Genomic DNA, 19233 nt, shown 5'->3' on the forward strand with positions numbered 1-19233 from the left:
AGATCAGCAAGGTGTGTGCTGACAACGAAACCATCATGCGATGAATCAGCCCTTGCGCGATTAATCTATCGCTCAACTACGCCAACACGTTCCTCCCTTTTTTAAAATAACAAATTCATCAGCAACTCTAGCCAAGCCTCAGTTTTGGCGTATAATCGCGACCGTTTGCTTCGTATAACCCCAATGATATGGTTTGGGGGTCTCTACCAGTTCCCGCAAAGTGCTGATTACGAAGAGTCGAGATCACTGTGGATCTTACTCTTTGTAATGGCGTTCGATTTTTCTCAATCTATACCTATCCTTAGAGTAATTGCATCCACAACAACCATAAGAAAAAGTGGGAGTTTATTATGAAAGTATTTATTCAAGGTCTTCCAAAGGTAGAGTTACACTTACATATCGAAGGTTCACTAGAGCCAGAATTGTTGTTTGAACTGGCACAACGCAACAACATCGACATTCCATACGAGTCACCACAGGCATTGCGCAAAGCTTACGAGTTTGAAGATTTACAGTCTTTTCTAGATATCTATTATCAGGGCGCCAACGCGCTGCGTACGGAACAAGACTTTTACGACTTGACTTGGGCATACCTAGAGCGCTGCAAAGCCGACAACGTTATTCATACAGAGATCTTCTTTGCCCCACAAACCCATACCGACCGCGGTATTGAGTTTGAAACTGTCATCAACGGTATTTACCGTGCGATGCAAGATGGCAAAGAGAAGTTGGCTATTACCTCTCAAATCATCGCATGCTTCTTGCGTCACCTGTCGGAAGAGAGCGCCATTGAAACACTACAATCGATACTTGACCATCAAGACAAAATTATCGGTGTCGGTTTGGACTCTTCAGAGCTCGGTCACCCACCAGAAAAATTCAAACGCGCTTTCCAACAAGCAAAAGAAGCTGGCTTATTGACCGTCGCGCACGCAGGTGAAGAAGGCCCGGCGCAAAACATTGTCGATTCTGTCGAGATGCTTAGCGTCAGTCGTGTCGACCATGGTGTTCGTTGTGTTGAGGATGCATCGCTGATGCAAGCGCTGATTGAAAGCAAGATGCCACTGACGGTTTGCCCGTTATCGAATATCAAGCTGTGCGTGTTTGATGAAATGGCGCAGCACAATATTGTCGACTTGCTACGCAAAGGTGTTGCAGTGACGATAAACTCGGATGACCCGGCTTACTTTGGTGGTTATATGACGGATAACTTCATGGCGGTAAGTAACGCTCACCCAATGACAAAGCTAGAACTGGCTCAGTTTACAATTAATGCCATTGACGCGAGTTTCATTAGCGAAGCGCTTAAAGCGAAGTACCGCGCTCAAGTGACTGATTACTTAGCGAATCACTGATTATAAATACAAATCAATAAGGGCTAGCAATCTAGCCCTTATTTTGTTGTTTGGCATTCCTATTTCGCTACGCACCTCATGATGCATCTCGCTCGGTTTTAACGCAATTTCTACCCGACCTTTTTGCATGATATAGCGCTTTGTCAGCTCGCATAACTAAGCCACTAAATGACTCTTCTTTGCGGTATGTGGCTACGCCAGCACTGACTGTCACCTTAGAAACAGGCGAAAAATCAACATCCTTCAATTGCTTAAGAAGGTTAGAAGCGGCAAATTTAGCTTATTCCAACTGCGCTTCGACAACGACAATAACGAACTCTTCACCTCCCAACGCACAAAGACCTTTCTATACTGAGGAATATATCTACAGTCTAGATTGGCATGAATTAACCTTCCATATGGTATTTGGTAAATCTTCGCTTAAATCTAATAATTGACCGTAAACTTCTCAGCTGCTAAGAAACATTGCTCCCTTAACCACTGATGACTAGGGTCATTGGTACGTGAAGAGTGCCAATACATTGCAACTTCAATAGGCTCTTTTAAGAAGCTCGCTTCTAGCGCTTTTAAGTTATGCATACCCTTATATTGATCTAACAGAATCAGGGGCATCAACGCCAAATAATCGCAATGTTGAACCACAGGTAACATTTCCATAATGCTGCTTGTTTGCCACGCGACCTTTCGTTGCCCCAATATCTCTTCATCCTTGATACCCCTCCCGATCAAGTAACCACTTTGCTGGTCTAATTGAGACAAAGTTACATGCTTTTCAGCTAGGTACTCTTCAATACTGATTGTCTCCCCGGTGAGTCGGGGGTGATCAGCTCGGCACATAACCGTAAGCTTATCTGACATCAAGACCTGAGATCTAAGATGGGGATGTAAATTAGTTTGTGCCTCAATCACCAAATCGCACTGCTGCGTTCTAAGCAAGTTAGTTAAATCCATGGTGTAAAGTGGCTCAATACGTGTCGTTGCCTTGGGGGCTTTTTCACTGATTAACGCAGAGAGTTCAGGCAGAAGCGTGAAACCAAACACACTGAGGGACGAAATCACAAAACGCTTATCGCATTCCGCAGGATTAAACCGGGAGTGCTCAGGTAGCATATAAGCAATATTCTCAACCGCATTGGCCAGCGTAGGATATATATCAATGGCAAACGCTGTCGGTGATACCCCATGGCTACCTCGAACAAATAACGCATCCTTAAACACCTCACGAAGTCTCACCACCGCTTGGCTAACGGCTGACTGGCTGACCCCAAGTCGCTGCGCAGCTTTGGTATAACTTTTCTCTTCCACGATAGCGACAAACGTGGGGATGAGGCTGTAGTCAGAGTGTTTCATATTTAATGCCATATCTAAATATCTCCACGTGATATTAGCTTAACTTATATCGTTTATCACCCTACTTATGACGCTTTTTCGTACAATCATGAGCACGTGATAACACTCAGAATAATAACAATCACGCGCTCAACGGTTTACCCTCATAACATAGACAAAAGGTATAACTATGAACGTCATAAAAGCCATAGGTCGCGTTATTTTTGCGATTTTTATGGTGTTACTAAAGTTCTCAATCTTTATGGCTCTGATGCTTGGTGGTGCGTATTTACTCGCTCCCATGGGCACAATCAATTCGAAAGACATTGATATGAGCATGTTTATCAATACCCCTAACGACACCATGATGGTGATCTTCAACTCCGAATACTTCAGCGGTTACCTCTTCTCTGTCACCATAGCGCTTGCCCTTTTTGTTATCTATTTGCTATGGCAGATCCATGAAGTAGCCCTACATCGAGCTCAAGAGAAGAAAAGCTCTCACATCCAACTGGTGTTTGCCCTTTCCCTTTGTGGTTTGTTCATCCATAAAGCGTGGTGGGTTCTCGCGCTGATCATCGCCTTCGCTAACTGGGAGCACATTGGCAGCTCGTTAAGCAACATCATTCGTAATAGTCGCCTGGCTTCAAAGCCCCAAACACCAACCAAAGTGACGGAGGAATAAACCATGAAAGAGGTAATGATTCCATACATTCTGATCATGTGGATTTTGGTCTCAACAGGGGCAATTAAGTGGACGTTTAAAAGCGCCTTTTGGATCATCTCTGGCGGTGCTTTCATTCTTGTGGTGTTAGGGATCCTCTCGCGCCTTTGGGCTCCGGTTGATTTGACTTATTCATCCACAGTGAAAGCGCCCCACTCAGTTCTGTCTCCACTGTTTCGCGAGCAGATTGACCATATCTATGTAGACCACAACCAAGTCGTAAAGAAAGGGGATGTGATTTACACCCTAGCCGATACCACTTCCTTGGCGGACGTCGAAAAAATCAAAGCAAGCATCGTTCAACAAGAAGAGAACGTTGCGCAATTAAAACGCGACATCGTTCGTGGGAAAACGTCACCAGAGATCTTCAAAGGTCGAGATATTGAGTACTACGAGTCTCAACTTCGCGTAGCAGAAGCGTCACTAAAATCGTTACACGCAGATCTAGAAAAGACCGAATTTGAGCAAGAACGTAAAACCGTTCGCGCTCCTTATGACGGCCAAGTAGCTGTCGTGAACGTAGCAGACGGCAGCCGCGTAGGTAACATGCACATCTACGACACATCACGTAAATTCCTAGAAATGCGTATTCCAGATCAAAGCTACCGTTACATCGAGAAAGGACAGTTTGCTGAATTCTACGTTGATGCGTACCCAGGTGAAGTCTTCCGTGCTCGCGTACACAGTATCACTGCGGGTACCGGAGAATCATCCGTTTCACCATTACAGGGGCCACAAAGCGTGCGTCAACATGTAGGCTCAAACACTAGTAGTCACGGCCGCACGGTGATTCTAGAAATCTTTGAGCCCGAAGGCAAAACCATCCCAATTGGCGCGACAGGCTCTGCTTGGATTGCGGCGAATAAGCCACACAGCCTGTTTGGTTTCATTGATGTGATTGGCGCAGCAACCGTTCGCCTGCACTCGTACAAATCCTACTTAAACGCAATTTAACTTTTTAATAGGCGGTGTTGCCCCCTATCAATACTGTCTATTTCTTACTTCAAACACCAACAAGCCATTCACTAACTCGAATGGCTCACAGGTTTTACAATGAAAAAAACACAACTCTCTCTTATCACTCTTTCGTTATTTGCTGCAAATGCATCTGCCGCAGGTTACATGTTCCCTGAACTAGGCATGATGAACATCAGCACTGCGGGCGCCGGAGCACAAGCTATCGCAGAAGGCGCTGAAACAGCGTTTGCTAACCCAGCCGCCATGTCCGAGTTCGAATCCACTGCCATCGCCTTTAATCTACAAGGCATGGTGTCTGATATTGAGTACACTGATGCAGGTTCAACTGGCTTATTCCGTGGAGGTGAAAACTCAACCCAAGCAGGAACAGCGATGCCGGTGAGCTCATTTTACCTTGTTCAGCCCATTAATGACAAATGGACAGCGGGTTTAGCAATCGCTTCTTCAGGCGGTTCTGTGATTGATTATGGCCCTCAATTTTCTGGCGCTTTATTACTACAAGACGCTCAACTTCTTACGGTTCAGTTCAATCCAAGTATTGCCTATCAAGTGCAAGATAACTTCTCTGTTGGTGTAGGTTTAGTCACTGAATACGGCATGCTCAACCAAACGCTTGCAGGTTCAGGCAGCGGTTTAGTTCCACAAATTGATGCATCAGGCTCAAGTCTTGAGTTCGGCTACACCTTAAGTGCGTTTTACAAATTGGACGAACGTAACCAGTTTGGCTTTGCTTATCGCTCCCAAATCGAACACGACATGGATGGGGAGCTAAAAACTCGTTCAAACAAAGTGGATTCTTCAGTCAACATCATTATGCCTGCTACGGCTCTATTAAGTGGCTATCACAGCCTAAATGAGAAAGTCGCTGCGATGTGGAGTTTAGGTTGGACAGACTTCAGTAAGATCTCTGATACCTCGATCTCATTAACAAACCGCGAAGCTGATATCGCTCGAAACTGGGAGGATACCTTCTCTGCGAGCGTAGGTATGCACTATCAACTGACGGAGCAATGGCGTCTAGAAGGTGGCCTTTATTATGAAACATCACCACAAGATGACCCTCGCTATCAGTATCCAGATGTGCCTACTGGTGAGATCTGGAAGTTCGGCACTGGTGCAAGCTATGACATTAATAAGCAATGGCGCATGCAGATGTATTATGAATACTACTACGGTGGAACCCCTAGCATTGAATATACTCTGTTTGAAGGCTCACCAGCAGAAAGTACACTGCGCGGTGATTACGATGCCGATATTCACTTCTTTGGCGTCTTATTCAACTATCAGTTTTAATCGTCACTGTGAGCGCAGGGAAGCGCTCACTGAATGCACTTTACCTTAATCAGATTAAACCCTTACATTTCGTCTGTGGTTAACCCGTAGTTTTGGCGCTAGACTGAGTGAACGATATATACCTAAAAGGAAAGAAGTCATGATTCAACAAGGTCAAACATTGCCTGCTGCAACGTTAAGCGAACTGACGGCTGAGGGCATGGTAAACCACCAAGTAACCGAACTCTTTGCAGATAAGAAAGTGGTTTTATTTGCCGTACCAGGCGCATTTACGCCAACTTGTTCTGAAGCGCACTTGCCTGGTTATGTTGTATTGGCTGATCAGCTCAAAGCGAAAGGTGTGGATCTGATTGCTTGCGTATCTGTAAACGATGCATTCGTGATGCAAGCTTGGGGCGAAGCGCAAAACGCATCTGAGCTTCTAATGCTTGGTGACGGTGACGCAAGCTTTACCAAGGCATTAGGTCTAGAGATGGATACAGGTGGTTTCGGTGGCGTTCGTTCACAGCGTTACGCGATGATCATCGACAATGGCGTGGTCACCACATTGAACGTTGAAGAACCAAAGACATTTGAAGCAAGCAAAGCGGAAACCATTCTCGCAGCACTTTAAGCTCATCGCTAAGATCACAAAACGGAAGCCTCATCGCTTCCGTTTTTTCTATCTGAACTCACTGATTTAACTAGCTCAGCGCCACACATTTAATAAAGATGAAATTAGGGAACGTCGCCAAGCGTTGGTAATGCTCTTGCGAAATTTCTCGAATCTTTTCATTCACCTTACCTTCTGAAATCGCCAGCATCACCATGCCACTGCTAGCAATTGCATTGGTAATGTCTTGTAACGAACGACGGTAGAATGCCACAGGAACCGGTTCTCCTACCGTATTCCATATATCTTCTACCAACTCTTTATCGTAGTAATTGCCTGAAGCCGAACATTCGAAATCCGCAAAAGGGTGGTGAGTTGAAAATACAAACTGACCGCCCGCTTTTAAAACACGTTGAATGTCGTCAAACAATGGGCGTAAATCTTCAATGTAATGAACCATCAGAGGACAAATCACTAAGTCATACTGAGCATTCGCCTCTTCTGGCAAACCAAGTGCCAAGTTCTGAGCATAAGCGTCGACCAAGTCACCAAGCTTGTCTTTAACGATATCAATCATCTCTTGCGCAGCGTCGATACAAGTCACGGAAGTGGCGCCGCGCTCCAAAAGAATTTGCGCGTAAATACCTGAACCACAGCCTAAGTCCAGCACCTTTTTGCCAGCCACATCACCGACAAGTTCAAGCGTATTTGGGCGCTCAAAGTGCGCGTTGTACAAGTTATCTTGCGCCGCTAAATCGTATTGCTTTGCGTAAGTGGTGTACATTTCTTGCTTCATGGTGACTCCAACAGAAAAAGTGGGATGCGAAGACTAGAAAATACCCGATAACAAAGCGCGTTAGAAGCGTGATCTTTCGCGTATATTGGAGAAGATGAGTGACAGCACTAGCGCATTCGAACCACATTGGTTTCTTGTTTACTTTTCATTTCTCCAAACGTCAAAACAAACGGCGAAGACTGCTTAACTCGACTAGGCAAAGAAGACAACGCATTGTAGGCGTCCTGCTTACTCTTGAAGTCTCCCACCGTTACCGTGTACCAGCGAGTGCCTCGGCTATTCTTCCAGTTCACCCACACTGGGTGCTTCGGGTCAATGTAGCGAATGTACTCTTTTACATCCTTCTCTTTTTTCAGCGCCAATACTTGCATGGTGTAATGGTTTGGGTTGAGGTAGCCATAAGCATCTTGCGATGACATCACACCTACGCACTGCCCTGCCTCTGTTGGTTGATGCTGAGGCATTACACAGCCAGTAAGTGAAATCGCCAATGTCAAAGATAGAATCTTGCGCACGCGTAACTCCGTTTGTTGTTCTGAATGGTTCTCTTACGGATTAGGCGACCATAAATGCAAGAATATGAAACTAAAAACAAAAACGGCAGACTGAACATTTCAATCTGCCGCTTGATTAGCAATGAATTCGCTAGGGGAGTACCACCTGATTTTTCCCGTTTCGCTTCGCCTCATAAAGGCTTTTATCTGCTCGGCGGAAATACTCATCGTTATAGGTAAATGTCTCTATCAAACCGCCATGGCTGACACCAATAGAAGTAGTGATATGCAGGTTTTCCTCCCCTGCTTCAAACAATACATCATCAATGTGTTGGCGTATGGCTTCAAGGCGATTCGGCAGGTCATCGCTACCTTTTAATAACATCAAAAACTCTTCCCCACCCCAACGAATCAGCAATTCTTGAGAGCGTAAATGCAACCTCAATCGCTCTGAGAACCCTTCTAGAATGCGATCTCCAGCCTCGTGCCCATGAACATCATTCACCTTTTTAAAGTTGTCGATATCAAAAAGCACAACACGATACGGTGTTTGCGCATCTAACTGGTGAGGGTGATCAATTTGATCGTAGTAATAACGTCGGTTATGCAGTTGAGTAAGAGGATCAAGCAGAGAAAGTTGTTGAAGCTCTTGGTTTTTACGTTGCGTCACTAAAACTCTAGAAACGGCAAATGCCAATACTACTGCCGAGATCGCAATCCAAAAAATGGCGATCTGAAAACGAAGTTTCTCTTGGTCTAATTCAGATTCCGCCAAGCGTTTCTCTACTTCTAATAGGTCTCTTTCACGTTGAATATGCTCCGTCGCAAAGGCTTGCTCCAAATCATATACCTTACCCAGCAGTTGTTTTTTTCTATTGATGGAAAAGTGCTTGTACGTGTTTAGCGCTTCCTCATATTCGCCAAACTTTTCAAAAATTTTCGCCTTTTGTTCCGCGACTCTAATAATCCAACGCTCGTGTTTAATCGACTCAAATGCGGCCAAACTCGCCGCTGCACTTTTCATAGCTTGATCAGGTAGCCCTAACGCAAGCTGGCTCTTGGACATGATTAGATAACACTGTCCATACTCAACAGGGTAATCAGCGGCAGAAGGCAACGTAACACATTGCTGCGTGGCTTTAAGCGCATCGGTATAGTTTTCTTCGAGCAGCAATAGATCTGCTTTACCTTTTAACTGAATGAGGTGATAGCGCAAGTTGGTTGATGTCGGTTTATAGTATTTCTTTGACTCTTCATACGCTTGCCGTGCTAGGTCAACTTTGCCTTGGCGATTGTAAATATGCGCCTCATTCAGGTACATCACTTGAAGCCCTTTGGCTTTGTCACCACGAGCATGACGTGCCAAATAGACTTGCTGTGCTTTTTGAATAAATTCTAGTGCTCTATCCCAACTTTCAATATGCAGATAGAGAAGTCCAAGGTTGTTATAAATCGTTCCCTTGTATGCTTCTTGATTAATCTGATTTGCAGTATTGAGCCCATCTAAAAAGTAACGTTGCGCATCCACTAATTGATTGGTTGCGTTACTCAATGCGCCGGCAATGTTGTAGAGCTTTGGCAATAGGGAGTGAAGGCGGTCGCGCTCAGCAATCTTGATCGCTAGTTGAATTTCAGTAATACCAAGCTTATTTCGTCCATGTAAGGTATGGTCCATTGCACTATCGGCCAGCAATAAGGCCTCTAACCAAGGTTGCTCGGATGATTTGGTGATGTCTTGTAACTGCTGACGATAACTCTGAGCACGGATAGGCTCATCATTTGCGCGAGCTAAGCGGTATTGCAAATAGAGTGCAAAAGACTTTTCAAGATCTGTGGTAAACGGCATTCCGACGGCTGCCAAGACTTCTTGTGCGCGTTTCGAATCCACATACGTTAGCTCACTAACATCAAGCAATACTTGCCCAACGGGTGACTTGGCTAGCAACTCTTCAGGATCTAAAGTGGGTAACTGCTGCACTGGCGTATCGTCACGCCAGTAATCGTGTAAAGCAAAAGCAACCACTGCCCAAAGCAGAGCAGCTAGCAACGTGACAACATAGCTTTTTCTCACGAGGTATTACATTCCATCTCAGTTATATTAAGACTTTTCTTTTTAGAAGCATCTGATTCATAAGCGGACAATAACATCAATCAAATGCATTCCCAAGCTTGCATAGGAATTGATTGACATATAAGTGTGAAGATTAGGTAATTAGGGTCTGTTGACCTTTTGCGGTTAAATTTTGTTCGAGATAAAAGCGGTTTTAATCGCGGCGAGAGGTTTGTAGCCTAGTTATTCTAAGCAAAATCCTCTCAACAAAGAGTAAAACGCTTTTAGCCGAACCCTTCGGGCAGCGTTTGTGGCTCCTTTCTACTGCGTTATCGGCTTATCAGGTAGGGCAACTACATTTCAAAGCCTCTGCCTTGCATAAAGAACCCACAAACTGCTGCAAAAATCAGCTCAAAAGGTCAACAGACCCTAGATATTCGGGTAGCTATTTCAGAGGCAAAGAAAAGCAGCTCGACGGTGAGCTGCTTTTTGGTTTTAGTAGTGGGTCTTAGTGACTATTCAGATAAGCTAATGATTGGTAAATCGTCCCAAATCTTGCTTTCATCCGATGCACCACCAGAGAAGTTCCATGGGCCTTTGTCCTGTTCTAACGGACGGTAAGTGGCAGACAGACCATCCAAATCCCAGGTCGTCACATAGAATCTGATACCATCAAGCGAGTCAGGACGACCAAGTGCGTCACTTGCAAAGTCCATCGAAATGGTGTTGTTGGCTTTATCTACGGTTACCGTCGGTGCTGGTGTGACTGCCTCACCCCATGTTGTCGCGTCTGCACCTTTAGTGTTGTAGATAGAGCTCTGCCAGCCAAACACAACGGCATTGCGACTCCAAGTTCCACTTGGCATGCTTGCGTTGATTTTTGGTAGTTCGGATAAGTTCGTTGATGCTTCTTCTGGTAAGTCAATGAAAATGGTGAAACCAACGTGGTCAAAACCGTTTGGCGGCAACCAAGTATCAGTGATCTTGTCCATGGTGAAGGTCAAGCGTACGTTACTGCCGACAGTGAACACCTCAGCTTTATTGATTGCCAGTTGGCTGTTGTCTTTGTCAAACGTTGGATCGGTTGGTAGTGAGTAGTTACCATTTTGACCGCCCATACCGTCTTGCGCATCGCCTGCGTCATCAATAGTGTCGTCTGGCGTGTTAGACCAACTCAGGTTCGACACAAAGTTTACGTCTTCAATACCCGATTTTTTGTCAGTTGAGTAAATTGCAAAGCGGTGTTGCTGCTCGCCAATCGCAAAGTGACGGGTAGATAAAGTCGCACTGAACTGACCGTCAGCACCCACCGTAATAGCTTGCGCGGTTTCTAGGTTACCGTCGACGACAAGGTTCAACTTCTCATTCGCGTTGGCACTGCCAGTGATCACGATATCATCAGTGATAGTTTGCCCTTCCCAATCTTGCGCCAGTTGGATGTTGAGGTCTGGAGTGTCTCCTGATTGTGTGTCGTTTGTCTTTGAATAAATGACCGCAGACTTGGCAGGTAGCTCGAGTGTTACATGACCATTTTCATCTGCCACTAACTGCTCTGGTGCATCCGCCCAGTTAGACATGATTTGCTGATTGAAAACGGTGCCGCCCGTTTGCTCAACATCGAGCTGGTTCATCAGCATTGGTGAGTTTGATGTGTTCATGACAACCAGCACTTCATCGTTGTCTAATGTGCGAGTAAACGCAAAGACACCAGCACCTGCTTTGTCACTACCAATCACTTTGAGCTCACCGTGCGTCATGACTTTGTTCTCAGTACGTAGTTTGGCAAGCTCTTGGATGAACAAATACATTTCGCTGTTTTGGTCAAATGAATCTACATAATCACCATCTTCACGGTAGCCACCTGCAAACATCGCGTCGCGAGCTGCAGACATCGCTTGTTCTGTACCTTGGTAGATGACAGGGATCCCAGGAATCGCCATCATGGTAATCAGTGCTTGTTTCATGTCATTGACACTGCCTTGCGATAGGAAACGCGGCATATCGTGGTTATCAATGAAGTTCGGCATGATGTATGGATTCGGGAACATCTCCATCATCTTCTCGAGGCGGAAGCGAAGATAGTCAGTTGGTTGACCAGAAGCAAAAACTCGAGTCATGGTCGCTTGTAGAGGGAAGTTTAGAACCGAGGTAAGCTGTTTCGGCGAGCCACTTTCACCAATGTAAGTCAGCATCTTCGCTTCACCTTCGGTGTTGTAAGGTGTGGAAGCTTCGAACACTTCGCCAAAGGTAAGGAAGTTCTCACGTCCAGTATCTACAGCCTGAGTCATTACACCATCATCTGCGTGAAGGAAGTCGTTCCAGAAATCGTGCTCAACAAACTTAACCGTGTCGATACGGAAACCGTCGACGCCCACTTCACGGATCCATTTACGGTAGCTCTCTTTTAAGTATGCACGTACCTCAGGATCGGAAGTATTGAGATCATCGAGATCAGACAGTTGCCAGGTTTTTTCTTGTACTGGGTTATTGTGATCAGTGATGCTTGGTGTCCAGTGGTACGAGCCTGTGCCATCTTCTTTGCACTCATTCATGTTTAGTGGATAAGGCAGTTCTTGTCCTGCTGGCAGTGCATTTTCAATGATACGGAACCCCTGGCACGGTAAGCTTGGGTCGTAGCTGTATGGATTATCATAAGTAAAGAAGTTGCCGACATGGTTGGTAACGATATCCTGGATCAAAAACATGTTACGAGCATGCACTTCACGCGCTAGTGCTTGATAGCTCTCTAAGTTTCCGAAGTGTTCATCCACTTTTTGGAAATCGCGAGCCCAATAGCCATGGTAACCACCGTAGTTTTGTTCTGCGTCCCACCATTGGTTAGCAACTGGTGGCGTGATCCAGATAGAGGTAGCGCCCAAATCTTCGATGTAACCTAATTTGTCGCTGATACCGACAAGATCGCCACCGCTGAATTTCTTATCAGAAGTTGGGTCGAACTCATTTTGACCTTGATCGTTAAGGGCATTATCGCCGTCATTAAAACGGTCGATCATCAAGAAGTAAATGATCTGGTCTTGCCAATCAGGAGATGCCACATGGCTACCTGGATCTTGTGTTGTGGTTTCGTCACTACCACAGCCAGATAGCGCAAGCGCAATGGCTAGAGGAAGTATTTTTATTTTATTCATAGGGTTAGATGAGGTTTCAAACACGGTTATTGTCTCCGTTGTGCAGCAATGCGAAAACGATAAAATAAATGCTTGAAACTTAGAGTGTCATTTTACGCCAAAAGAGACGTGAAATGATGTCACGCACTAATGAATATGATCTAGGCAACAGTTCTAACTGAGTGATTGCACAATTGGATACTGTTTAGGATAGTGTTCCTTTGCTAATTCAGCTCCTGTTGAATCATAGAGGCGAAATTGACACTTCTTGGCTGTACTTGGTAATGATAACTGCAGCGTCCAACAGGTATATTCTTCCGAGCTGTGTGTGAGCTCCATTGCGTAGGGCTCTGGTTCCTCATCAATGAAGCAATCTACGTTTGTTGCTTCTTTGATGCGGTTGGCCAGTTCAATAAACAGTGTGTACTGCCCATTGCAGCGGATAGCTTGACGCGTGGGAACGATATACTCGGTTGTTCCTATCAGTAGGCCTTTCGATACGACATAATCACGTTGGTGGTTGTTATCAATGTAGCGCTCCCCATCGACTTCATAGCACAGCCTAAAAGTTAGTGGGTGAGCGACAGGAAGCTCTGTTGTTGCCCATAGTTCGGTGCCATTATTCAAGAAACGTTCGAAGAATGCGGGGTAACGGCGCCACACACCATCACGGTCTCGGCACTCCACTGACACGACTTTTTCGAATGCGATGTTATCCACTTCCATCCAGATTTTACCGACGGGTTGATCAATGTCGTTCTCGGCTAGGGTATTGGCTTTCGCGTAGCTCAACCGGATAGGTTGTAGATTGATTTGAGCTCGGTTATCCAAACACTGCTGGCGATATTGCATTGGTGAAAATGGGTACCAACGGCGAAAGGTTCGATGAAAGTTAGATGGCTCTTCATATCCGAGCTGATAGGCGATTTGTTGAGTGGTTAGCTGGGTGTCAGCAAGTAGGGCTAGTGCGTGCTTTTTCTTGGCAAAATCGACGCATTGGGAGTAGCTCATTTGTTTTTCTTGCAGGCGACGTTGTAAGGTGCGCTTGGACACGCCCAGTTGCAGCGCGGCTTGTTCTAATTTCAGTGCGTAGTTGCTGTTTTTGACGAACAGGGCATTAAGCACACTCAATAATTCCGGTTGTTCAATTGGTTGGTGAGAAAGCAGCAAATAAACATGTTTTACCAAGTCGAACACGACTGAGTTCCGTTTCGGGTTGTTCTCTTCTTCTAGTTCGAAATGAGCAGAAAGAAGGTCATGGCTGTGAAGTTGAATGTGCACAAATTCACTCAAACCTAGCTGATCCAACTGCATTAGCAGCAGGCCATAAATCGATTCTGCCCAGCTTGGCATCTCAGTAGCTCTGCACTCTAGCTGCATTTGAATTTGGTTATCATTGTGTTCGAAAACAACGTATAGCCGACGGTCGAACAGCGAAACACTTTTGCTCCACCACAGCAGACCTTCACGCAGGTTTGGAGCCTCTTGTAGCATCATACATTGCAAGGCAACCAGCTTTTCGATGTGCCAATATTCACCCGCTATTCGTAGGTGGTTATGGCCTAGTTTTTTGCATAGAAAGGTCGTTATGGTGTTATTTTCAGGCAGCATAAAGTTAGTGACGTCGCGGTAAACGAGCATTATTACTCATGGCAATCTCAAGTTCAGTGAGTCTGCTCAATCCCCTAAGATTTTCAAATTTATTTTGAAGATGTTATTAACTAACGTCGATTTTTCTCTTGGACTGGAAAGTATAAATTGTTGGAATACATAAACGTAATCACAGAGATTTAACCATGATCCATCTAGTCGCAGAAATTAAAGCTTTTCCAAATCACATTGAACAGGTTACCCAATTGCTGACAGATTTACTTGTGCCAACTCGAGAGGAAGAGGGGTGTTGCCAATACGAATTGTATCTGGACCAGAATATCGAAGGCTTGTTCATGTTCCAAGAAATTTGGGCATCGCAAGAAACATTAGATAAGCACCTACAAAGCCCACATATCGCAAAATGTTTTTCTACATTAGAAGAAAACGCATTGCTTGAATACACGCAAATTCGCCCTTTGAGATTTGTTGGTTAACGACTCGGACAGAATGTTGCCAGCACCTTTTCTCTCTGCTGGCAGCACTTTTCCTGAATGAAATCACGAAAAGTTCGAATCGTTGGGGTGAGCAAACGGCGGTCAGCGCAAACCATATAAAGGGGCACTGGACCACAATCCCACTCGGGTAATACGCGAACCAATCTTCCCTCAATCAAATCTTGACTGATATCCATCAGAGATTTGTTGGCGATGCCTTTCCCTTTAAGCGCTAAGCGATGTGATAGATCGCTGTCATTACTCAGTAGTTTGCCACTTACTGTTACTTGCTCTGTGTTACCTGCGTGTGTGAGTGTCCATTTGTTATAGGTGGAATCGGCAACCATATAGCACAAACAGTTATGTAGGGTCAGGTCTTCTGGTTGAGTGAGTGGAGGATGGTTAGCGACATAATCAGGTGATGCACACAATATACGCTCATTTGCACCGCACAATGCCAAGATGATGAGATTTGAGTCAGACGGTTCGCCATAGCGAATAGCGATGTCGACAGGTTTGGTGTACATATCTGTCAGGCTGTCGGAGAGCTCCAGTTTGATAGAGACATTTGGATAGATATCAATAAACTCATCGACCCAATCAAGCAGCATGTTGCGACCAAAATCAGACGGCGCAGTGATGTGCAGTTGACCAGATAGCTCGCCACGCGCGCTTGAGATCTGGTCCAACCCTTCTTGCAAGGTTGCCAGTGCTTGGGTGGTTTTATCTAAAAATAGTTCCCCCTCCGAGGTTAAACGTAGGCTACGAGTGGAGCGTACAAACAGCGGAAAACCGATTTGTCCTTCAAGACGTTTGATCGATGCGCTAATGGCTGCTGGTGTCATATCCATACTGTTGGCGGCTTTTGAGAAACTGCCTTGGCGTGCGGTTTCGACAAAGGTATTGAGATCGTTGAGGGCTTTCATAATGAAAAGGGCTTTTTAGAAGTTTGGGCTACTATAGGGGAGAGTCGCAGGGCAATTCAAGGTTAAAACATTAGGTTGCAAGGCGAGTTTGAGTTAGATTAGCGCGCAACTTCATTTTACCGGATCAACAGCATGAGCCAACAGCAGCCGAATAACCCACTTCACGGGTTGAGTTTAGAGAAAATCCTTACCCGTTTAGTTGAACATTTTGGGTGGAATGGAATGCATGAGCGCGTTCGAGTGAACTGTTTTAAGAAAGATCCTTCAATAAAATCGTCGCTGAAGTTCCTGCGTAAAACGCAGTGGGCAAGAGATAAAGTGGAAGCGCTGTACATCGAGACGTTCTGCTAATCGGATTTGGTGCACGTTTAAAAGAGAGATTCCGGATGGCTCGCTCGGGCTCGTCCGGAATGACGTCTACCCCTGTATTGTAGGGCAGAGAACCGTCATTCTGAACAGCGAGAAACGAGCGTGATTCAGAATCTACTCTCAGAATATATTGAGTTTATTCATTGCGTTATGGTCTGCAGCAAGCGGTAAGTAGATTCTTAGTCTCGCCTTGGCTCGCTAGAATGACATAACTTTTCTTATCGCGTAGGCTGGAAGAGTTCCTCTGCGTCATTCCCGATAGCGACGAAGGAGCGTAGTTGGGGATCTCTGTTGTGATGTTTAAAGCGAGATTCCAGATGGCTCGCTTAGGCTCGTCCGGAATGACGTCTGAGCTCGTATTGTAGGGCTGAGCACCCAAGTGAGAACCGTCATTCTGAACAGTGAGGAACGAGCGTGATTCAGAATCTACTCTCAGAATATATTGAGGTAATTCATCGCTCTCTGGTTTGCAGCAGGCTGTAATAAGATTCTTAGTCTCGCCTTGGCTCGCTAGAATGACATAACTTTTCTCATCGCATAGGCTGGAAGAGTTCCTCTGCGTCATTCCCGATAGCGACGAAGGAGCACAGTCGGGAATCTCGATTCTAATATTTCGCCTCTTTATTACTCCAAATGATGTGTATTACCACGGTGCCTTCCAAGTCTAAAATCGATTGACGTACGTGCTCTGGAATCGATGCCTTCTCGTTGTTCTTAAAATCAAACATCACACCAGTAGCAGTCGCAACTGTCGCAATCTTACCCCACTTTTTACTCAGTACCTGGTATTCCATCGTAATGCGGTCTTCTTGCATGTCGATTACTCGTGAGCCAATCAAGAGCGTATCCGGAAACGTTACGGGTAGTTTGTAGCGACATTGGGTCTCACTTAGCACAGGACCGATGTGAGAGGTCTGCAAATCAACCAGTAGATTAATCTTGTTGAAGTAGTCTAAACGCGCGGTCTCGAAGTAACGAAAGTACACAGCATTATTGACGTGCTGTAGGGCATCCATCTCTCCCCAAGCGACTTTTATTTCGGTGATCACTGGGAATTCTTTTAATAACGTATCCATTGCTCATGTTCCTTTTACATCGATGTTGCTGCAATTTACCTAGCGACTTATCACTTTGAGTATTTATTCTAGATGGAACTGATTAAAATGTAATAAAATTGTATTTAAATTGTGAAATGGAATGGTTGCTTATTTTTGTAAACTAAATACTTTACATAGTCAGTTGTGAGGCGTAGGTTTAAGTAAGCTTGACCAAAAGGAGATGTCCAATGACAGAACTGAAAGGTTTCAATCTTGCCAGAGTAGAAAAACGAATCGACTGGACAGGTGAACTGTTCAGCTTAAGGGTTTCCGGTGCGCCTCTCTCCTTCAAAGCCGGACAATTTACCAAACTCGCTTTGCTCGACGAACAGGGTAATCCCATCAGCCGAGCTTACTCGGTAGTGAATGCACCCAGTGAACAGTTTGAATGGCTTGAATTTTTAGTCGTCGCGAATCCAGAAGGGCTACTTACACCAAGGCTGCAACAGCTTCAAACCGGCGATAGCATCTACGTTGGTGAAACGGCACATGGCGACCTGATTCACGATACCATTCCCAAACACGCCAATGACCTTTGGCTACTTTCAACAGGTACTGGTATTGGACCATTTCTCTCTTTGCTAGATGATATAAACCTGCTGCCGCATAGCGATCATATTGTGCTGGTACATGGTGTGCGTTATGAAAGAGACCTAGTCTACAAATACCTGATTGAACAGCTTCAACAACGTTATGAAGGTCGTCTGCGTTATGTGCCAATTGTCAGTCGTGAGAGTGTTCAAGGCAAGCTACAAGGTCGTATCCCAGAGCTGATTGCTTCAGGAGAGCTGGTTAATCGTGCTGATTTACCGTTTTCTAAACAAAGCAGCTTTGTGATGATGTGTGGTAATCCAGAGATGATCAAAGACACCTCTCCGGTACTGCAGGACTTAGGCTTAGAGAAGTACCGTGCTCGAACTGGCGGCAATATTATATATGAAAGATATTGGTAGCTGTTGAGTACGGTTACAAACCAATCAAATCAATAAGAGTTGGCATGCATTGACAAATAATTAAGTCATTCGCAGGTTTGGTATTGAACCTATCGTTTCACCTAAACTTGCGATCGAATCGTCTTTCCATATTTCTGTTCCTATGGCTACAATTATCTTAAGAAATAAATTCAATAGCTTAGGATTCAAGGATGATGAACAAAGCTGGTTGGACAGTGTGCCTCGCTACTCTCATTTCTTCTGGCGTCGTTGCTGGAGAATGGGAGATTGAAGTCGGCGGATTTTTCTCTCGTACCGACACCAAACTTAACGCTTACGACCCTTACCTCGACCAAATACGCACCATTGATTTCGAATCCGACCTTGATTTGAAAGAGTTTACCGTGCTGCCTTATGTTGAAGTGGAGTATTACTTCAACAAAAAGCACAGTGTGTATGCTGATTGGCGTAGCCTACATCGAGAGGCAACCCGCACCGCAGTGACCAAACCTTTTGAAATTACCGTTGATGGTACGACTTATGCGGTTCAAGCTGGCTCAAAGCTTACAACTGAATTGAACATAGATATTGCGCGTGTAGGGTACGGTTATCAGTTTTACACTAGCGATAAATGGGCGGTGGATGTATTAGCTGGATTACACGTTATGTGGTTGTCTTTAGGCCTGGACGGTAAGCTTGGAGCTAAAGTGAGTGGGGTGGATGAAATCCCAGTGATGTTTGTGGATGAGGCGGTTTTGAATGATGTCACCGCGCCATTACCAGATTTAGGCCTTCGAGCAGAATACGCTTTGACTGAAGGTTGGATTTTAAAAAGCCATGCGCAGGTATTTTATTTAGCCGTAGACGATATAGAGGGTTACTTGTTCGAAGTGGACATTGGCGCGAAATACTTCTTCACCGAGAAATTCAGCATGACGGGGTCATTCAACTATTACGAAGTTGGCGTCGATTATGAAAGTGATAAGTCTGCGTTAGATGTGACCTATCGGTTTTATGGTCCAATGCTTACGATGGCATACCGCTTTTAGTGAACTTGAGTAAGTGATAGTACTCTGAGTTCTT

Annotated in this window: 17 protein-coding genes, 1 pseudogene and 1 riboswitch; of the genes and pseudogenes, 9 read left to right on the forward strand and 9 right to left on the reverse strand. The window is 45.1% G+C overall.

Going from position 1 to position 19233, the window contains the following annotated elements; translation table 11 throughout:
* Positions 1-150 precede the first annotated feature (150 nt).
* Positions 151-250: riboswitch (purine riboswitch) on the forward strand.
* A gap of 100 nt (positions 251-350) precedes the next feature.
* Complete coding sequence (locus B853_RS18670; protein WP_038883007.1) at positions 351-1355, forward strand: adenosine deaminase; 1005 nt, start codon at positions 351-353, stop codon at positions 1353-1355.
* Positions 1356-1431: 76 nt separating this feature from the next.
* Here B853_RS18670 and B853_RS26545 read toward each other — a convergent pair whose 3' ends face one another.
* Complete coding sequence (locus tag B853_RS26545) at positions 1432-1602, reverse strand: diguanylate cyclase domain-containing protein (RefSeq protein WP_227741873.1); 171 nt, start codon at positions 1600-1602, stop codon at positions 1432-1434.
* A 179-nt stretch (positions 1603-1781) separates the two neighbouring features.
* Positions 1782-2705, reverse strand: a complete 924-nt coding sequence (locus B853_RS18680; protein WP_038883027.1) for a LysR family transcriptional regulator — start codon at positions 2703-2705, stop codon at positions 1782-1784.
* Between the two features lie 169 nt (positions 2706-2874).
* On the opposite strand from B853_RS18680, the gene B853_RS18685 reads away from it, so the two are divergent.
* The 4 genes from B853_RS18685 (at position 2875) to B853_RS18700 (ending at position 6292) form a co-directional block, all read left to right on the forward strand.
* Positions 2875-3369: a hypothetical protein gene (locus B853_RS18685; RefSeq protein WP_038883008.1), complete on the forward strand. Its 495-nt coding sequence runs from the start codon at positions 2875-2877 to the stop codon at positions 3367-3369.
* 3 nt (positions 3370-3372) lie between these two features.
* Positions 3373-4362: an efflux RND transporter periplasmic adaptor subunit gene (locus B853_RS18690; RefSeq protein WP_038883009.1), complete on the forward strand. Its 990-nt coding sequence runs from the start codon at positions 3373-3375 to the stop codon at positions 4360-4362.
* A gap of 99 nt (positions 4363-4461) precedes the next feature.
* Positions 4462-5679 (forward strand): OmpP1/FadL family transporter, encoded by a 1218-nt coding sequence (locus tag B853_RS18695; RefSeq protein WP_038883010.1) that lies wholly within the window; start codon positions 4462-4464, stop codon positions 5677-5679.
* Between the two features lie 139 nt (positions 5680-5818).
* Positions 5819-6292 (forward strand): peroxiredoxin, encoded by a 474-nt coding sequence (locus B853_RS18700; RefSeq protein ID WP_038883011.1) that lies wholly within the window; start codon positions 5819-5821, stop codon positions 6290-6292.
* Positions 6293-6362: 70 nt separating this feature from the next.
* Here the strand turns inward: B853_RS18700 and B853_RS18705 are convergent, their stop codons facing one another.
* The 5 genes from B853_RS18705 to B853_RS18730 all read right to left on the reverse strand — a co-directional run bounded on the left by B853_RS18705 (position 6363) and on the right by B853_RS18730 (position 14350).
* Complete coding sequence (locus B853_RS18705; protein ID WP_038883012.1) at positions 6363-7067, reverse strand: class I SAM-dependent methyltransferase; 705 nt, start codon at positions 7065-7067, stop codon at positions 6363-6365.
* Positions 7068-7174: 107 nt separating this feature from the next.
* On the reverse strand, positions 7175-7582 hold the full coding sequence (locus B853_RS18710) for an SPOR domain-containing protein (protein ID WP_010452876.1): 408 nt from the start codon (positions 7580-7582) through the stop codon (positions 7175-7177).
* A 130-nt stretch (positions 7583-7712) separates the two neighbouring features.
* Positions 7713-9632: a tetratricopeptide repeat-containing diguanylate cyclase gene (locus B853_RS18715; RefSeq protein WP_038883013.1), complete on the reverse strand. Its 1920-nt coding sequence runs from the start codon at positions 9630-9632 to the stop codon at positions 7713-7715.
* 494 nt (positions 9633-10126) lie between these two features.
* Entirely contained in the window at positions 10127-12784 is a 2658-nt protein-coding gene (locus tag B853_RS18725; protein ID WP_038886239.1) for an alpha-amylase family glycosyl hydrolase, read from the reverse strand.
* 129 nt (positions 12785-12913) lie between these two features.
* The gene (locus B853_RS18730) at positions 12914-14350 is read right to left on the reverse strand and encodes a helix-turn-helix transcriptional regulator (RefSeq protein WP_038886288.1); all 1437 of its coding nucleotides are present in this window, start codon (positions 14348-14350) and stop codon (positions 12914-12916) included.
* 185 nt (positions 14351-14535) lie between these two features.
* On the opposite strand from B853_RS18730, the gene B853_RS18735 reads away from it, so the two are divergent.
* The gene (locus B853_RS18735; RefSeq protein WP_038886241.1) at positions 14536-14826 is read left to right on the forward strand and encodes a putative quinol monooxygenase; all 291 of its coding nucleotides are present in this window, start codon (positions 14536-14538) and stop codon (positions 14824-14826) included.
* Here the strand turns inward: B853_RS18735 and B853_RS18740 are convergent.
* Positions 14823-15752 (reverse strand): LysR family transcriptional regulator, encoded by a 930-nt coding sequence (locus B853_RS18740; RefSeq protein ID WP_038886243.1) that lies wholly within the window; start codon positions 15750-15752, stop codon positions 14823-14825. The genes B853_RS18735 and B853_RS18740 overlap by 4 nt on opposite strands.
* A 132-nt stretch (positions 15753-15884) precedes the next feature.
* Between B853_RS18740 and B853_RS18745 the strand changes: the two genes are divergently transcribed.
* Positions 15885-16103 (forward strand): VF530 family protein, encoded by a 219-nt coding sequence (locus B853_RS18745; protein ID WP_005436214.1) that lies wholly within the window; start codon positions 15885-15887, stop codon positions 16101-16103.
* Between the two features lie 642 nt (positions 16104-16745).
* Here B853_RS18745 and B853_RS18750 read toward each other — a convergent pair.
* Positions 16746-17197 (reverse strand): annotated as a pseudogene (locus B853_RS18750) (acyl-CoA thioesterase).
* Positions 17198-17406: 209 nt separating this feature from the next.
* On the opposite strand from B853_RS18750, the gene B853_RS18755 reads away from it, so the two are divergent.
* Both B853_RS18755 and B853_RS18760 read left to right on the forward strand, forming a co-directional pair.
* Positions 17407-18171 (forward strand): ferredoxin--NADP reductase, encoded by a 765-nt coding sequence (locus B853_RS18755; RefSeq protein WP_038886246.1) that lies wholly within the window; start codon positions 17407-17409, stop codon positions 18169-18171.
* Positions 18172-18362: 191 nt separating this feature from the next.
* Positions 18363-19199: a DUF481 domain-containing protein gene (locus B853_RS18760; RefSeq protein WP_038886248.1), complete on the forward strand. Its 837-nt coding sequence runs from the start codon at positions 18363-18365 to the stop codon at positions 19197-19199.
* Positions 19200-19233 lie beyond the last annotated feature (34 nt).

Origin of the sequence: Vibrio rotiferianus CAIM 577 = LMG 21460 (assembly GCF_002741985.1) — a bacterium.
Classification (GTDB): Bacteria; Pseudomonadota; Gammaproteobacteria; order Enterobacterales; family Vibrionaceae; genus Vibrio; species Vibrio rotiferianus.

What these genes read in the sequence shown, in the direction of transcription:
- B853_RS18670 (WP_038883007.1), top strand. Translation starts at nt 351, where the DNA reads ATGAAAGTATTTATTCAAGGTCTTCCAAAGGTAGAGTTACACTTACAT.
- B853_RS18680 (WP_038883027.1), bottom strand. Translation starts at nt 2,705, where the DNA reads ATGAAACACTCTGACTACAGCCTCATCCCCACGTTTGTCGCTATCGTG.
- B853_RS18685 (WP_038883008.1), top strand. Translation starts at nt 2,875, where the DNA reads ATGAACGTCATAAAAGCCATAGGTCGCGTTATTTTTGCGATTTTTATG.
- B853_RS18690 (WP_038883009.1), top strand. Translation starts at nt 3,373, where the DNA reads ATGAAAGAGGTAATGATTCCATACATTCTGATCATGTGGATTTTGGTC.
- B853_RS18695 (WP_038883010.1), top strand. Translation starts at nt 4,462, where the DNA reads ATGAAAAAAACACAACTCTCTCTTATCACTCTTTCGTTATTTGCTGCA.
- B853_RS18700 (WP_038883011.1), top strand. Translation starts at nt 5,819, where the DNA reads ATGATTCAACAAGGTCAAACATTGCCTGCTGCAACGTTAAGCGAACTG.
- B853_RS18705 (WP_038883012.1), bottom strand. Translation starts at nt 7,067, where the DNA reads ATGAAGCAAGAAATGTACACCACTTACGCAAAGCAATACGATTTAGCG.
- B853_RS18730 (WP_038886288.1), bottom strand. Translation starts at nt 14,350, where the DNA reads ATGCTGCCTGAAAATAACACCATAACGACCTTTCTATGCAAAAAACTA.
- B853_RS18735 (WP_038886241.1), top strand. Translation starts at nt 14,536, where the DNA reads ATGATCCATCTAGTCGCAGAAATTAAAGCTTTTCCAAATCACATTGAA.
- B853_RS18740 (WP_038886243.1), bottom strand. Translation starts at nt 15,752, where the DNA reads ATGAAAGCCCTCAACGATCTCAATACCTTTGTCGAAACCGCACGCCAA.
- B853_RS18745 (WP_005436214.1), top strand. Translation starts at nt 15,885, where the DNA reads ATGAGCCAACAGCAGCCGAATAACCCACTTCACGGGTTGAGTTTAGAG.
- B853_RS18755 (WP_038886246.1), top strand. Translation starts at nt 17,407, where the DNA reads ATGACAGAACTGAAAGGTTTCAATCTTGCCAGAGTAGAAAAACGAATC.
- B853_RS18760 (WP_038886248.1), top strand. Translation starts at nt 18,363, where the DNA reads ATGATGAACAAAGCTGGTTGGACAGTGTGCCTCGCTACTCTCATTTCT.